Source organism: Pseudoalteromonas luteoviolacea NCIMB 1942 (assembly GCF_001625595.1).
Taxonomy (GTDB): domain Bacteria; phylum Pseudomonadota; class Gammaproteobacteria; order Enterobacterales; family Alteromonadaceae; genus Pseudoalteromonas; species Pseudoalteromonas luteoviolacea_A.
The window spans coordinates 24,604-40,251 of sequence record NZ_AUXT01000198.1 but is presented as its reverse complement, the minus strand read 5'-3'; the positions used below and the strand labels follow the sequence as shown (position 1 = coordinate 40,251).

Below are 15,648 nucleotides of genomic sequence, written 5' to 3'. Positions count from 1 at the left end.
ACTTGGAACTTGAATTCGGGAATTAAAAAAACTTCTAATAAGCGTAGCAATCTCTGGTTGTGTAGCGCTATCTCCAGCCCATGCAACAGAGCAAGAAGAAGAAACAGCTTCAATCGGTGAGCTCATACTAGACAAAGCTAAAAGCAAGCTTATTTCTGGCTTTGGGTCATTGCTAGCAGATGCTGTTTTTGGCTCTAGTGGACCTCAGTATGTCATGCTGAGTGAAGCAAGTTTACAAGCGATACAAGATCGCGTACGCGAAGAAATAGTTAGAGACGCAGAATACGATTTTATCGCAGAGTTCAGGTCTCTTGAATCTTCAATGGAACATTATGCTGATACTGCTAGCCACAGCCAACCTGACCTTGCATTATTAACGGCTCTACTTGTCAAATCTGAAGACGTTATAAATCACCGAGCATTGAATTACCGCTACAACGATGACTACTTTTACATGGCTGACACCTATGCACTCGCGGCTTCGGTCAGTATTGCAATATACACAGAAAGGCACTTAGAGGGTTACATCTCTAAAAGTGTTGTTTCTACAAAAGCACATACGCTCGCGAACAACCTAGAAAATATGCTGCGTAAGAAAAAGTCTGCCGATTTGCCGCTACGCAGCGGTTGTGAGGCACCAGATCCATACGACCAAGTTGTCGAATACGCCTGTTGGCTAAAAGACCCTTACGGCAATTACCTAGCATCCTATGTTGTAGAGCCCCAATACCCCGGTGACAGTGAATATTGGGATAACTTGAAAGACCGTAAAGAAGCTGAATACAAACGCACTAAGTTTGATAAAATCCAATCTGTAATCAATAAGCTACGTAGCTTATAATCAGTTTTAATTTTCGGGCATCATTTGACGCCCTTTTATTTGTCACTTTTTTCTTCTACCGACATAGATAATTTGGCAATCAGCTCCCTAAGCGTTGTTTTTTCGTTATCCGTGAAATTGGATAAAAGTGCGCTCTCCCACTCTTTTGCTTTTGGCGTTAATTGCTTATAGACATTCAACCCTTCTTCTGTCGCTCGTAGCACACTGGCGCGTTTATCCGTAGGATGCTTTGTTATTTGAAGTAACCGCTTTTCTTCTAGCTGCTTAATAGCACGAGAAACTGTAGATTTGTCCATGTTCGCCAACTCACAGACTCGCTTTGCTGTTGCAATTTCTAAATTAAAAACGTGGGACAGCACGCGCCACTGCGCCTGTGTGAGGCCAGCTTCAGTGCTATAAACCTGCGCGAAGTCTTCGCTGACCTTAGTCGATAAAGAGACAAGTTGATAAGGTAAAAACTGGCTAATATCCAAAATTGATTGTTTGCTCATGATGGAAAGTACCTCTCACTTTTTGTAATCATTTATTTACAGTACATCTTTAATAGGGACGTTTGCAATTAATCTCACATGAGAGTATCTTACAGGAAACATCAATGGAGTCTAAGTAAAATGAGTACAGAATTCGAATATATGACAGGATTCGGTAACGAATTTGAAACCGAAGCCTTACCTGGCGCATTACCTGTAGGTCAATTTTCACCGCAAAAAGTAAAATACGACCTTTATGCAGAGCAATATAATACAACGGCCTTTACAGCACCACGTGCCGAAAACCGTAGAAACTGGTTCTACCGTATTCGCCCTTCAGTGTTGCAAGGTGAGTACCAACCTATGGATAACGGCCTAGTTCGTACTGGCCCAATTACCGAAGTACCTACTCCTCCGTCAATGCTGCGTTGGAACCCTGTAGAAGTGCCTAGCGACAAAACTGACTTCATTGATGGCTTAATTACAATGGCAGCAAATGGCAGTGCAAATAGCCAAGTAGGTATCGGTATTCATGTATATGTAGCAAATGCATCAATGGAAGGCCGTTATTTTTACAATGCTGATGGCGAATTACTATTTGTCCCACAGCAGGGTGAATTAGTACTACATACTGAATGCGGCAAGCTTGCAATCAAACCAGGTGAAATTGCAGTCATTCCCCGAGGTTTAAAGTTCAGTGTAGAATTAATCAGTGAAACTGTAAGAGGTTACATTTGCGAAAACTATGGCCATCCATATATTCTGCCTGAGCGTGGTCCCGTAGGCGCAAACGGTTATACGAATGAGCGCGACTTCCAATACCCTGTCGCCGCTTTTGAAGACTTAGAAGGCGATTTCGAACTCGTATCTAAATTCAATGGTAATTTATTCCGTTGTGATATAGGTCATTCGCCATTAGATGTTGTCGCTTGGACTGGTAATAGTGGCCCATACAAGTATGAGCTGTCACGTTTTAACGTAATGAATACGGTAAGCTTTGACCATCCAGATCCATCAATTTTCACCGTATTAACCTCCCCTTCTGGTCAAGAAGGTGTCGCAAACGTTGATTTTGTCATCTTCCCTCCTCGCTGGATGGTGGCTGAAAATACATTCCGCCCACCATATTACCACCGTAATATCATGAGTGAGTTTATGGGCCTGATTGAAGGTGTATATGATGCAAAAGAACACGGTTTTGTTCCTGGTGGTATGAGTTTGCACAATTGCATGTCGCCTCATGGCCCAGAAGCTGATGTATTTGAAAAAGCTTCAAATGCGGAGTTGGAGCCTCAGCGCTACGAAAATACACTCGCGTTTATGTTCGAGTCTCGTTACGTGATTTCTCCGACGAAATATGCACTTGAGGGTAAAGAGCGTCAGCCGAATTATGCTGATTGTTGGAAAGGCATCAAAAAATACTTTAAAGGCGCATAATCTACTGTAGTTTAAACTAGAACGCTTTAAATTGGCCACTTCATGTGGCCTTCGTCGTGAAAAAGGATCAACAATGAAACTGTATACTTATTTCCGTTCATCTGCGGCTTATAGAGTACGTATTGCATTAAATCTTAAAGGTATAGAGCATGAGCTTGAAGCCGTTAACTTATTAAAATCTGAGCAACAACAACAGCCTTACACGGACAAAAACCCGCAAGGTTTATTACCAGCAATGGAAACTGAGCAAGGCACACTTGCACAGTCTTTAGCAATATTAGAATGGCTAGAAGACACCCACCCTGAAACACCATTGCTGCCAACCGACCCTTGGCAAAAAGCACAAGTGCGTAATTTCAGCTATGCAATCGCTTGCGATATCCACCCGATTGATAACCTTCGCGTACTAAAGTATTTAGCCAATGAGCTCGAAGTGACTGATGAACAAAAAACTACATGGTATCGACACTGGATCATAGAAGGATTCAAGAGATTAGAGCCTACACTTGGCGAAGGACCATTTTGTTTTGGAGACAAACCAACTTTGGCAGACCTTTGCCTAGTTCCTCAAGTTTTTAATGCTCTTAGATTCAAAGTAGATATGTCACAGTTCCCTAAAATAGCCGCTATTTATGAGCACTGTAACACGTTAGACGCGTTTATTAAGGCTGCACCTGAAAACCAGCCAGATGCAGCTTAATCAATATGTGGAGCGTTATTTGAGCGCTCCATGCACTTGATCAACATGGGACAGCAAGTCATGGCCCAAGTCTGTTAGATATCCCCCATCCGGACGATCAATAACGCCTTTTTCAAACAAACGTTCTGCTGCTGCTAAAATGCTCTGATCAGCACTGCTATGTATTTTAAGACCTTGGTGTAAACTGCTCCTTGGAAATTTTGCTAAAAGTTCAAGTTCCGCCATTAACTGCGTGTCAAATGCCATACTTCCCCCTATTACAATCAAGCTACCATTCGGGCATGACTTGTGCTTACATTTAGATATAACTTGTTCGACGACGCTGCCGTCGAAAATCCCTTTGACCGTAGTTCAAACAAGCAAACATGCTACTAAGTATTATTGTTGTTTTAGCTACTTTGACCTAATAAACATTAGCCTAGACTATGAGTAATGCCATGTATAAGATCAATTTTTTAGCATTTTTAATACTTTTTTTATTTATCAACCCCATTAATGCAAAAGAGCTATCTCCGCGCATCTTTGTTGATGCCCCAGAGCGTGTATGCTGGTTTAATTCATCAAAATATAGCGAGGGGTCACTTATTGAACAGTTTGATCAACTTTACATTTGCAGCCATAGATATGCAAATCAACCCGATAGCCCGCTGGTTTGGCTTAAAATGAATAAGCAAGGAGAAATAAAAAGGCTGGATTTACGTGGTAAGATACGAGTACACTAGCGCGTCGTAAAAAATGAGACAAAATATGAGTACTGAACAACCGAATAATCCACTGCACGGTTTAAAACTGCAAGAAATTTTAGAGCGCTTGGAATCTGAGCTTGGGTGGCAAGAAATGGCTCAACAGGTCAACATAAACTGCTTTAAGTCAGATCCATCTATAAAATCTAGCCTTAAATTTTTACGTAAAACACCTTGGGCTAGAGAAAAGGTTGAGCAACTTTATTTAGATTGCTTTCATAGGTTCGCTTGGCCGTCTACACCCAAAAAATAACTGCGATGTGATGCCACTTTTCAAGTAATAGGCCTATGTATTACTCAGCTTGTTTATATGCAAGCTTAATCTTTTTCAAGATATGAGGAGACATGTTTTTATTGCAAGCAAAGTACAGCTGAGTATTAATATTTTTTAATGTCAAAACTGGCTCTAGTTGAGCGCTTCTTGGCTCTTGTTGTTTAACTTTAAACTGGTTATCACTTAAAATTACCAAATCTACAATGCTTCTACGTGCCTCTAACAGCTCGAACACCCGTTCAAACGAGTTAATCAAGACTAAGTTATAGCCTTCAATAAAACCATTTTTGACTAAAAATTGATGACTGTAGTTATCTTTGATCACAGCAACCTTATACTGCTTAGCATCTTCGACGGATTCTATTGTAATTCTTGAAGATTTAAGCGCATAAAATGATGTCGTAAACTGGCTAATGGGAAAAATCCAATCGAACTTTTCACCCCTTAAATCATTTTTTGCCATTGAAAATATGCACGTGTTACTGTCTCTTGCAGCTGTATTATATGCCGTAGTCCAAGTTTGCACGCTTATGTGGTAATCAATTTTCGCTTTGCTTAATACTGTTCTGACCTTATCTGCGGCCAAGCCCACGAGCTCCCCTTCACCATTAAGGTATTGGAAGCTGGGAAAGTTCTCTGTAACTACATTCAATTTATATTGAGCGTCGACACTGTTGGCATAAATCATCAAACAAATTACAAGCAAACACTTAAACAACTTAGACTCCATCTACAATAGCGATTCCAATGTAAACTATAGGAAAAAAATAACTAGAGTGTGAAATAGGATGATTAAATTTGCCAAGCAGGTGTGAAGACTAGTCTGAAGGATCAACAAGGTTGAAAAGAAGGAGACAGTGCTCCTTCTCAATAAGCTTTAAGCTTTGTTCATTGCATCAATCAAAAACGCTGAAAGCTTTGCACCTTCTCTTAACGTTGTTTCTGAACTAGATTGACCAGCTAAAGAACTATCTGTAAACGGTGCGATTTCCATCATATCTGCACCTGTGATAGGGAACTCTTCCGCTAAAGCTGTCAGAATGGTCATCGCTTCATCAGGTGTTAATCCACCAGTCTCAGGCGTTCCTGTTGCTGCTGCAAACTCTTCGTCTAATGCATCAATGTCAAAACTTACATATAGCTCATCTACTTTGTCTGCTTTGAGCTGTTCAATCACTTGCGCTACTATCGCATCGGCGCCTTTTGAGCGAATTTCGTGTGCCCAATGTTGTTTAACGCCGAATGTACCTTCCCAGTGCTCTTTAGATTTACCGCTTGAACGAATACCAAACTGGATTAAGTGGTGCGGAGCTGGTAAGAATTCAAGAATATGTGTACACCATGAACCAAAGCACAGATCGATACCTAGCCTTTCAACCAGAAGGTCAGTATGCGCATCAAAGTGGATAATAGCTGTACGTTTACCCTGCTCTCTTTTCGCTTTTAAGTATGCCTTTGTAAGAGGGTAACTTATTGAATGGTCACCACCAATACCAAATACGCCTTTGTCAGGATAGTGTTTGTAAAACCCATCACATACATCTTCTGTAATAGATAACGGCGCTACAAAGTATTCGCTGTTCTCATCTTGATAAAGTGCTTTTTGGCAGTTAGAAATCGTACCTTCGTTTAAGTACTTGTCGTGCAACAAGTGAGGGATAACACGTATGTCGCCTAAATCAAACGCAGAAGTCTGCGGCTGCTGTTCTATTAGCGTACTGCGTAAAAACAAAGGGCCCCAGTTGGCACCACGAAGAATACCGCCACCACAATCCGAGCTAATACCCAGAATTGCTGCTTTGTACTCACTTTGCTCTATTGTTTTTAAAGAATCTATCCAAAGGGTATCTACGCCTTCAGTTTGCCCATATAGCTTTTGCCGTAGTGCTTCTTTTCTTTCTTTTGCCGTGTTAACAGTGAATACACCATCACCTGGTGGGCACAAACAATTTTCTAGTTTTTCAAGGTATTGTGATTTGCTGTTGCTCATAGCGTGCTCCTAAAAAATTGCATAATCATGCTAAATTAACTCTATCTCAAAAACGTACAACGCGATTGAATTCAGCTGACTTGAATTTAAGTTAAGGCACATACAACTCTTTATTTAAATAAAAAAAGTCTAAATAAACAATACCTTAAATATATTACAAGATGACCTAAGAGAAATTCAAAGTTGGAATACGGCTGGTATATCATGGCTGATTTATAAGTCAACCGCTGCATCACATTCGCATTGGGTGTGCAGCGGTTTATTATTCAAAGAAGTCGTCTACTTATTCGTAACCTCTTGGCTTTTTCGTTTTGATAATCGCGATATATCCGTGCCAGCTTGCGTAGGCTAGTAACGGCATAATGATGATAAAACCAGCTGCCCCAGTTAGGAAACCAATAATCACTAATGTTACAATCGTTGCTCCCCATACGAACATCGCTGATGCATTCGTTTTTACCGCGTTAACAGAGGAAACAACTGCAGTCATAATGTCGACTCTACGTTCCATCATGATCTGAGGTGTAAATGCTGAAATTGCAAACACACAGAGCATGAGCATGCCTCCCACAATAGATCCTAGGGCTAAAAACGCCTGAAGTTGCTCAAATGTTGGGTTTGGCACATTTGGATACAGCGCGTGAATGAGTGCCGCTAATCTCATCCAAACAATCATAATGACCATAAGTAAAATCGCAAACCCCCACTCGCCCGCAGGGTTTCTAAACATAGACTTTAAACTATGCATCAGAGTAGGCTTGTGGCCTTTCTCCAATTCCCATGCGACGTCATATAAACCAGCGGCGAATGCAGGTCCAATTAACGCGAATGCGACTGAAGCAGGCAAAATAACTAGATGAGTACCAGACTGAAATACCAGCCACATAATAAATGCAGGAATTATGCTAAACACCAAGCCATAAATCAGGCTTAACATTGGGGCTCTAATTATATCTTTGCAAGCCAATGATAACCAATGGAATGGAGCTAGCGCACTAATTTGATTGCTCTCTAAACACCGAGCAAACTCTTGGTTCTTATCGATAGGTTGAGATGTTGGCATAATGTTTCCTCTCTACATTGCTATATTAAGGTTTAGATGAGCACTGCCTAACATGCAAGCATTGCAATAATTGACTATTAAATTTGTTAGAAAATAGTCTCTGTAACGTCTCAAACGGCCATGTTATTAATGCTCTGATATAGTTACGTCGTAATTTCACTATTTAGTTGTTGCCGTCAAAGAAAGCGGACATGTGTCCTGTACTTAAAAGCCCGTAACTTTAACCATTACGTTTTAGAACATAAAAAGGTTTTTTATGGAAAAGGTATTTCATTTGGGGTTAACCCAAGCAGATCTTAAAGGCGCTACGCTGGCAATTGTCCCTGGTGATCCAGAGCGCTCGAAGCGAATCGCACATCAATTAGAAGAACCCATCTGCTTGGCACAAACCAGAGAGTTTCACGTATACCTTGCAAACATCAAAGGTCACCCTGTTGTTGTTTGCTCTACAGGCATCGGTGGCCCTTCGACGTCTATTGCAGTGGAAGAGCTTGCCCAACTTGGTATCAAAACATTCTTGAGAATTGGCACCACCGGCGCGATTCAACCTCATATTGACGAAGGCGACATATTGGTTAGTACAGCTTCGGTAAGACTGGATGGTGCGAGTCAACATTTTGCTCCACTATCATATCCGGCTGTTTCAGACTTCCATTCAACACAAGCAATGGTCAAAGCCTGTGAACATGAAGGTGTGCCATACCACACTGGTATCACCGCTTCTAGTGATACCTTTTATCCAGGCCAAGAGCGCTATGATACCTACTCTGGGTATGTTTCTAAGGCATTCCAAGGCTCATGTGAAGAATGGCAAAAATTAAATGTCATGAATTATGAGATGGAATCTGCAACTTTATTTACAATGTGTGCAGCCCTGGGATTAAAGGCAGCGTGTATTGCCGGTGTACTTGTGAATAGAACGAGACAAGAAATACCTGATGTGGACCATCAAATGGTAGAAAAACGAGCGGTGTCCGTCGTAATAAAAGCGGCTGAAATCATCGTTACTCAAACAAAGTAGGCAGTCGCCTACTTTGCCTCAAATACATGGTGCAACAAGGATGAATCACCATTTAAGTTAGTCAAGACCGCTTGAGCAACTGCTTTTTGGTTCTCACAGCCCTTAGTTTCAACCAGTGTCACGCGTTCAACTTTTGCACCTTCGAGTGTTTCACCAGCCAATGCTAATTGACTTAATACGCTGCTCATCGGCGACAAACTTGGACTATACGCTGCATTTTCAGCATATCTACCATAAAAAACACGCCCATCAGTTAACGCCAACTCAGCCGCACTCATATTTTTACTGTAGGGGACATAAGCGAGTCTAACTTGCTCTTTGAGCTGCTCGGAAATCGGCAGAGAAATCTCTATTTGCTCTGCACTTTGTGCCATCAGTGCCTCTTGGTTACCCAAATCTTTGGGACCAAAATCACACGGTAAGAGTTCTTCAAGAGAATACCTACCTGTAGGTAACAAAATTTCTAACGTATCTGCTGTGCTGAGCTCATTCATAAACTGGCGGCAAAAGCCACAAGGGGCAGCATTGATCGCAATAGAGGTGATTTCTTTTGCGCCATTGATCCATGCATTATTAATCGCTGCTTGCTCAGCATGGACGACCAAAGACAACGCTTGATGTTTAAATTCTAAATTGGCACCTAGATACATATTGCCCGTTACTTTATCAAAAATAACGGCACCAACATAAAAAGAAGAAACTGGGGCTTGTGCGAATTTTGCAGCTATTGGCAGTAGTGCTTGCTGTAAGGATTTAATATCACATTCAAACTGTGATATTAATTGATTGACCAATCCCGCTTTAATCACACCATGTGACTGTTTGCAAGACTCAACAATGAATAGTTCAGTTTTATTATCTATTAATACCATAACTTTATTATTATAGAATATGGCATGCCAGTTTACGCACCTTTTACGCGTTACTCAACCATTCCTTTGCCGATTTGAAACATTCAAAGTTCTCAGCGTGAATACCAAAACGTTTTACTTTTTGTAAAAACAAATCGTGCATATACCCTTCGAAGCCAACTACGCGCGCTATTTGCATATTTGAAACGTAATGCGCCACTTTAGGCATTACATTTACGATATCGATTGCCGCAAATTTATGCTCCAACTCAGAGACATCCACCAGCACCTTATTGCTGCCATGCGACTCAGAGTATTTTTTCACTGCTTTGTATGCGTTTAATACGTCCTCCACACCAGCGCAGCCTCTCAGCGTCATCATGATTAATGAAGTAGATTTGTCGTAGGTAATGCTGGTTGATAACAATGACATTTTTCACTCTATATATTCAGTTAAACTTATAAAAGTTCTATTGTGGCCGTGAATTTTAATTTATAGAGACTGGCTGTCAATAAATTACGATTTAAAAACTAGTAAAAAATAAAAAACCAACCCTAAAGGGTTGGTTTTTTATTTCTATTTGTTATTTAAAAGTTTACTTTTAAAACTTTAAAGAAAATAGGATTACCCTGTATTGCGCAAACCCGCTGCAATACCCATCATGGTGATCATCAAAGCGCTATCCAGCTTTTGATCTTCATCTGCTCTTGTGCGCTTAAGTAACTCGACCTGCAATAAGTTAAGCGGATCTGTGTAAGGGTTTCTTAATTTAATTGACTCTTTTACCCAAGGTTGCGCTGACAGTAAACTTCCTTTCGGTGCTAACCTTTTTACACCTTCCATTGTTTCTTTCAATTCTATGCGCAGTTTTTCACCAATAGGACGCAAATCGTCCGGAACTAAACGCTCGTCATAATACTCTGTTAGCCAAAGGTCAGTTTTGCAAAATACCATCTCAAGCATCTCAAGACGGGTTCTAAAGAATGGCCATAAATCGCTCATTTCCTCAATTAATGCTTCCCCCCCCAGATTCAACACGGCTTTTATACCCTCATTCGCACCTAGCCAAGCTGGTAGCATTAGCCTATTTTGACTCCATGCAAATATCCAAGGTATTGCTCTCAAACTTTCAATGCCACCTTGGGGATTACGTTTCGCAGGCCTCGAGCCAAGCGGTAACTTAGCTAGCTCAATTTCAGGCGTTGCACTTCTAAAATAAGGCACAAAGTCTGGCGTATTGCGCACGTACTTGCGGTATTGCTCGCAAGATGCCTTGCTAAGTAACTCCATCGCTTCGCGCCATTGTGATTTTGGTGTTGGAGGTGGGAACAAATTGTTTTCAACAATTGCACTTGCATACAGCGACAGGCTTTGAATAGCGACATTAGGCAACCCAAACTTAAAACGGATCATCTCTCCCTGCTCTGTGACTCGTAAACCATTCTTTAATGACCCAGGAGGTTGCGACCGCAAAGCCTGTTGTGCTGGCGCACCTCCTCGACCAATGGTTCCCCCACGGCCATGAAACAGCTTCATTTTGATATTATGCTGCTCGCCCAACGCGATTAAAGACTCCATAGCACGATACTGCGCCCAGCCTGCGGCCATCATACCCGCATCTTTTGCAGAATCAGAGTAACCAATCATAGTATACTGCTGATGTGCAAGGTGGCCTTTGTACCAGCTGGAGCTCAAGAGTGCTTTCATCACTTCTGGAGCACGATTTAGATCATCTAGGGTTTCAAATAAAGGGGCTACAGGAAGATTAAACCTGACACCGCTTTCTTTTAGTAGTAATTGCACAGCCAAAACATCTGAGGCGTTTCTTGCCATTGATATGACATAGATACCCAGTGCTGCTCTGTCTTGTACTGCAATCGTTTCAAATGTATTGATAACCTCTTGTACGGCTTCGCTTGGCTGCCATTGTTTTGGGATAACTGGCCTTCTTGAGCTTAATTCAGACAGTAAAAATGCTTGTTTATCTGCCTCAGACCATTGTGCATAATCACCTATTCCCAGATACCCTGTTAGCTCGGATAACACTTCTGTGTGCCTAGCGGAGTCTTGTCTAATATCGAGCTTACACAAATGCACACCAAAACAGTCTAAGCGGCGTAATACGTCCTGAAGTAGTCCTTTCGCAATCACTTCCATTCCTTGCTCATTAAGGGAATTAAAACAGGCAAGTAACGGTGCTCTAAGCTGATCTGTAAAACGGATCTTATCACTACTGGAACTCGGAAAACCTTTGATTTTGTCTTCCAAATGGTTAATTGTTTCCCTTAAATCAGCTTTGAGGGACTTCAACAGTTGACGGTAAGGTTCGCCGCTACCATGAGTCATCGCAAGTAGCGTTTCATTTGCTTCGCACATCGAAAGTTCAGCACTTAATTTATCTAAATCACGGTAATACAAATCAAGCGCCATCCACCTTCCATGATCGAGTACGCTCTGTGTCACTTCTGCCGTAACATTCGGGTTTCCGTCTCGGTCCCCCCCCATCCAAGAAGCAAGTTTAAGTGGGGAATAATTAAGAGGTAAGTCAACATGTAAATATTGATTAACCAACTTACTTAAATTATCAACGAACTGAGGGATAGCATGCCACAAGCTGTTTTCTACAACCGCGAACCCCCACTTTGCCTCTTCCAGAGGTGTAGGGCGTTTGTCTCGGATTTCATTGGTGTGCCATGCTTGGCAAATCAACTGTGCTACGCGTGATAGTATGCTTTCTCTTTCGATACTATCCGCGTCATTATTTTCCAGTTGTTTTAAACAATCACTCAGCTCCACATGTTTGCTAATAATTGTTCTTCGAGTTACTTCTGTCGGATGCGCCGTTAATACAAGCTCTATTTGCAGAGCCTCAATAGCGCCCATAGCATCCTCAAGTGAGCACTCTCCTTTTTCGACACGAACTTTCAGCGTTTTGAGCGTATCTTCAATAGTCGCGAAGGGTCCTTCTGGCGAGCCAGATTTAGAGACTGTATGATACTGATCTGCAACATTCGCAAGGTTAAGAAAGTGATTAAATGCCCTGCAAACAGGAAGTAATTCCTCATTACTTAACGATTTTAAGGTTTCAATTAACGTCTGACGAGCTTGGTGATCGCCGCTTCTAGATGCCTTCGCAAGGTGTCTAATTTGTTCTACCTTTTCTAGCACTTTTTCGCCTTGTGCATGCTCGATAGTTGCACCTAAACACTCACCAAGCAAACTCACATTGCGGCGTAAATTTGTATATTGCTGATCCATACACATTCCTTGAATACTAATTAATCAACCCAATATACTGCCAAACCAATGCAAATGAAAAGACCATTTCATTACAGCCCTCACTGTCCATATATAGCCATTAATCATCCAATATTAGCGATTGATCCAAATACTAAAATTGATCGTAATATTTAAAAATAATCTACTTTGACAATGATGAACCAAGATATAGCCGTCGTAATTGGCGCTAACGGTGCTATAGGCAAAGCCGTTTTAAATGAAAAGTTGAAACACAACACGCATGTAATAGCTGTCAGCAGGACACCTGTTAACGTCAAACATCCGTACGTGACTATGTACGAAAGTGACTATTCTGCTCAAAGTATACACACTATAGCTGAACAGATTGGACGTATTTATCCAAAAATAAGTTCGATAACTGTGTGTAACGGAGTTTTGCATACAAGCGACAAAATGCCGGAAAAAAGGATTGAGTCCTTTGATAACGATTATTTTGGCACGCTTTTGCACGTAAACACCACAATACCATTCAGCTGGATGCAAGCATTTATGCCTTACTTGCTTTCCACAGAAGCGCCCTGTGTTTTCACAGCCCTGAGCGCGCGGATCGGAAGTATCAGCGACAACAAATTGGGAGGCTGGTATAGTTATCGTGCATCAAAAGCGGCCCTAAATATGTTGTTTAAAACTGCATCAGTAGAACTTGCAAGGCGTAAATGCAACGCCAAGTTAATGCTATTTCATCCAGGCACCACAGACTCAGAATTATCGAAACCATTTCAAAATAATGTTCCCCAAAACAAGCTATTTACACCAGCCTTTGTCGCCGAACAGCTAAACAAGTTCGAGAAAAATAGAGAATTTAATGGTGAAGTAGATTTTATAGATTGGCAGGGGAGAACCATAAGTTGGTGACACAATGATTTTAAAAAATGCTGATATAGCACAGTTTCACGAGCGATACAGGGCTCATTTCGTTAATTCTCTGTCGGGCTACAAAAGCGCAAACTTGATAGGCACCCGTAGCTTAAAAGGTGACGAAAACCTGTCTATCGTCAGTTCAGTTTTTCACTTAGGTGCAAATCCACCACTGATGGGCGTCATTTTTCGGCCTCACAGTGTGAGGCGGGATACACTCGAAAATATCATTGAAACAGAAAAGTACACAATCAACCACGTCAACTCCCTAATTTGGCAAGAGGCACATCAAACCTCTGCCAGATATGACGAGCTTCAATCAGAGTTTACAGAAACAGGCTTAACTCCTCACTATCACGAAGAGTTTGAGGCACCTTTTGTTGCACAAAGCCAAGTTAAAATTGGTCTTAAACTACGTGAGTATCAGACTATCGAACTCAATAAAACAGTCCTTGTGATCGGTGAAATTGTGCATGTAGAAGTGCCCAGCGGTGCAGTTAATGAGGATGGATATATCAATATCGAGCAACTAGATACCGTGGCGGTATCTGGACTAGATTGTTATCATACGACCCAAAAACTCGCTCGTTTAGAATACGCCAAGCCAGACAAGCAGGTATCAACAAAGCACCAATAATCGTAAACGGGCCTTATCTGTGTAGGCCCTCGGTGTAATACTCTGACATATTACTGACAACTCCATTAAGATGCTAATAGCCAACTTATGGTACGCAATTAAACTTCCAGGGTATACCAAATCGGTCGTTCACGATCGCATAGCAAGGTGACCAAAAAGTTTTTTGAGGTGGAAGAATTACTTGTCCCTCCTCTTTAAACGCATCAAATAATGTCTCTACTTGTTCATTTGAAGGTAGCCTGAGTTGCAAACAAAAACCTTTGGGCTGTTCGTATTCCTCTGGGACTGAATCGGTCCCTACCAATTCAAAATTATCGATAGATATCACACCATGAATAATCTTTCCTTGCCAATCAATAGGCACGCTACCTTTTAACGGCGAGTCTTTGTACGCCAAGAGCGAACCTATGATCCCACCTACCTTCTCTTCGTAAAATGAAAAAGCCTCAGCACACCGACCATCAAAGTTCACATGGAAAGATAATTTCATTTCCCACCTCCTAGGGCAATAAAACCACCGATGCAACACAACACTCCGCAAAATATGAAAGATCTAAAGCTGCGCTTTACTTAACTCGTCAACGACATCTATCCAGTTCTGGAGAAACCCATCAACATGCTGTTTTTGAGATGGAGATAAAGTTTCCCTCATATTTATGAGCAGTTTAATTTGCTTGTTCACCCACTGCGACCTAATACGCTTCAAATGACTAGGAGCACCATGCATTGAGTTAAAGACACTGCGAGCCATTAACTGTCGTTCAGCCTGTTTCAGTGGTGTTTTTAACACCAATACAGAGTCAAAATTTTTTAGCCTACTCTGTGTATGTAAATTCCATACCTCTCGGTTGTATTCAGTTTCATCTAAGTAATTAGTTATGATGCCGCGCTGCTTCGGCGAAAGGTCACCCAATATATCTTCAAAGCGCTCAATGACTCTTTCGAGTCTATCTCTATTTTTTGCTCGACTTTGGGCTCGCTCTTTTAAAGTACTCATTAACTGTTGCTTTTGTTGCTTGTCGAACCCAAGTAGTAATGCCATGGTTGGCTTATTTATACGTTCTGTAACCTCAAACCAATGCGTTTGTACTTCATCAGCCAACTGTTTAAGCTGCGATTCATCAAGCAACAGCCATTCACTCTTTAGCATTTTCAACCATTTAAGGTACTCAGGCATATACTCTTTTTGATGTACTAACTGAAAAGCATTGAATGACATCAAAAAGTATTCCTCTTGCTCATCCGATAATTCAACAATATCTTCTAATCGGTTCAAAGCTAATCGGTCTGCATTTTTATACATGGTTTCGTATAAGCAGCCACTCAGTGTAAATAGTGCAATAAAAACAATTAGATGTTTTCTCATTAAAACCTCAAATACAATTAATTATCATTTAGAGTTGACATCAAGGAAAAAGTTATTGATAATCATTCTCAATGAGACATTAAAGACTGGTTATAC

Annotated in this window: 18 protein-coding genes; 8 read left to right on the top strand and 10 right to left on the bottom strand. The window is 41.2% G+C overall.

Annotated features, from left to right (window positions below; all coding sequences use genetic code 11):
* The first annotated feature begins 169 nt into the window (after positions 1-169).
* Positions 170-841 carry a hypothetical protein gene (locus tag N482_RS19605; protein ID WP_063378665.1) on the top strand — a complete coding sequence of 224 codons (672 nt, stop codon included), beginning with the start codon at positions 170-172 and terminating at the stop codon, positions 839-841.
* A 35-nt stretch (positions 842-876) separates the two neighbouring features.
* Here the strand turns inward: N482_RS19605 and N482_RS19600 are convergent, their stop codons facing one another.
* Entirely contained in the window at positions 877-1,332 is a 456-nt protein-coding gene (locus N482_RS19600; protein ID WP_063378664.1) for a MarR family winged helix-turn-helix transcriptional regulator, read from the bottom strand.
* A gap of 120 nt (positions 1,333-1,452) precedes the next feature.
* On the opposite strand from N482_RS19600, the gene hmgA reads away from it, so the two are divergent.
* Together hmgA and maiA are read left to right on the top strand one after the other, a co-directional pair.
* Positions 1,453-2,748, top strand: a complete 1,296-nt coding sequence (gene hmgA / locus N482_RS19595) for a homogentisate 1,2-dioxygenase (protein ID WP_063378663.1) — start codon at positions 1,453-1,455, stop codon at positions 2,746-2,748.
* 73 nt (positions 2,749-2,821) lie between these two features.
* Positions 2,822-3,448: a maleylacetoacetate isomerase gene (maiA, locus tag N482_RS19590; RefSeq protein ID WP_063378662.1), complete on the top strand. Its 627-nt coding sequence runs from the start codon at positions 2,822-2,824 to the stop codon at positions 3,446-3,448.
* Positions 3,449-3,463: 15 nt separating this feature from the next.
* On the opposite strand, the gene N482_RS19585 is transcribed toward maiA, so the two are convergent.
* Positions 3,464-3,694: a TIGR02647 family protein gene (locus tag N482_RS19585; RefSeq protein WP_063378661.1), complete on the bottom strand. Its 231-nt coding sequence runs from the start codon at positions 3,692-3,694 to the stop codon at positions 3,464-3,466.
* Positions 3,695-3,885: 191 nt separating this feature from the next.
* Here N482_RS19585 and N482_RS19580 point away from each other — a divergent pair, with 191 nt between their 5' ends.
* Together N482_RS19580 and N482_RS19575 are read left to right on the top strand one after the other, a co-directional pair.
* On the top strand, positions 3,886-4,170 hold the full coding sequence (locus tag N482_RS19580; RefSeq protein WP_063378660.1) for a DUF1496 domain-containing protein: 285 nt from the start codon (positions 3,886-3,888) through the stop codon (positions 4,168-4,170).
* Between the two features lie 25 nt (positions 4,171-4,195).
* Positions 4,196-4,444, top strand: a complete 249-nt coding sequence (locus N482_RS19575) for a VF530 family DNA-binding protein (RefSeq protein WP_063378659.1) — start codon at positions 4,196-4,198, stop codon at positions 4,442-4,444.
* A gap of 40 nt (positions 4,445-4,484) precedes the next feature.
* Here the strand turns inward: N482_RS19575 and N482_RS19570 are convergent, their stop codons facing one another.
* From N482_RS19570 to N482_RS19560, 3 genes are all read right to left on the bottom strand, one after another.
* Positions 4,485-5,183, bottom strand: a complete 699-nt coding sequence (locus tag N482_RS19570) for a substrate-binding periplasmic protein (protein WP_231100901.1) — start codon at positions 5,181-5,183, stop codon at positions 4,485-4,487.
* A 159-nt stretch (positions 5,184-5,342) separates the two neighbouring features.
* Complete coding sequence (locus N482_RS19565; protein WP_063378657.1) at positions 5,343-6,455, bottom strand: arginase family protein; 1,113 nt, start codon at positions 6,453-6,455, stop codon at positions 5,343-5,345.
* Positions 6,456-6,738: 283 nt separating this feature from the next.
* Complete coding sequence (locus N482_RS19560; protein ID WP_063378656.1) at positions 6,739-7,518, bottom strand: DUF2189 domain-containing protein; 780 nt, start codon at positions 7,516-7,518, stop codon at positions 6,739-6,741.
* Between the two features lie 256 nt (positions 7,519-7,774).
* Between N482_RS19560 and udp the strand changes: the two genes are divergently transcribed.
* The gene (gene udp, locus N482_RS19555) at positions 7,775-8,539 is read left to right on the top strand and encodes a uridine phosphorylase (RefSeq protein ID WP_063371104.1); all 765 of its coding nucleotides are present in this window, start codon (positions 7,775-7,777) and stop codon (positions 8,537-8,539) included.
* 8 nt (positions 8,540-8,547) lie between these two features.
* On the opposite strand, the gene cdd is transcribed toward udp, so the two are convergent.
* The 3 genes from cdd to ppc all read right to left on the bottom strand — a co-directional run bounded on the left by cdd (position 8,548) and on the right by ppc (position 12,649).
* Positions 8,548-9,411 (bottom strand): cytidine deaminase, encoded by an 864-nt coding sequence (gene cdd / locus N482_RS19550; protein ID WP_063378655.1) that lies wholly within the window; start codon positions 9,409-9,411, stop codon positions 8,548-8,550.
* A gap of 43 nt (positions 9,412-9,454) precedes the next feature.
* Positions 9,455-9,823: a hypothetical protein gene (locus tag N482_RS19545; protein ID WP_063378654.1), complete on the bottom strand. Its 369-nt coding sequence runs from the start codon at positions 9,821-9,823 to the stop codon at positions 9,455-9,457.
* A gap of 192 nt (positions 9,824-10,015) precedes the next feature.
* Positions 10,016-12,649 (bottom strand): phosphoenolpyruvate carboxylase, encoded by a 2,634-nt coding sequence (ppc, locus tag N482_RS19540; RefSeq protein WP_063378653.1) that lies wholly within the window; start codon positions 12,647-12,649, stop codon positions 10,016-10,018.
* Positions 12,650-12,826: 177 nt separating this feature from the next.
* Here ppc and N482_RS19535 point away from each other — a divergent pair, with 177 nt between their 5' ends.
* Positions 12,827-13,546, top strand: coding sequence for an SDR family NAD(P)-dependent oxidoreductase (locus N482_RS19535; RefSeq protein WP_063378652.1), 720 nt, complete (start codon positions 12,827-12,829; stop codon positions 13,544-13,546).
* Positions 13,547-13,550: 4 nt separating this feature from the next.
* Positions 13,551-14,186 carry a flavin reductase family protein gene (locus N482_RS19530; protein WP_063378651.1) on the top strand — a complete coding sequence of 212 codons (636 nt, stop codon included), beginning with the start codon at positions 13,551-13,553 and terminating at the stop codon, positions 14,184-14,186.
* 85 nt (positions 14,187-14,271) lie between these two features.
* Here N482_RS19530 and N482_RS19525 read toward each other — a convergent pair whose 3' ends face one another.
* Positions 14,272-14,676: a VOC family protein gene (locus tag N482_RS19525; RefSeq protein ID WP_063378650.1), complete on the bottom strand. Its 405-nt coding sequence runs from the start codon at positions 14,674-14,676 to the stop codon at positions 14,272-14,274.
* A gap of 63 nt (positions 14,677-14,739) precedes the next feature.
* Positions 14,740-15,552 (bottom strand): DUF6279 family lipoprotein, encoded by an 813-nt coding sequence (locus N482_RS19520; RefSeq protein ID WP_063378649.1) that lies wholly within the window; start codon positions 15,550-15,552, stop codon positions 14,740-14,742.
* Positions 15,553-15,648: the final 96 nt, after the last annotated feature.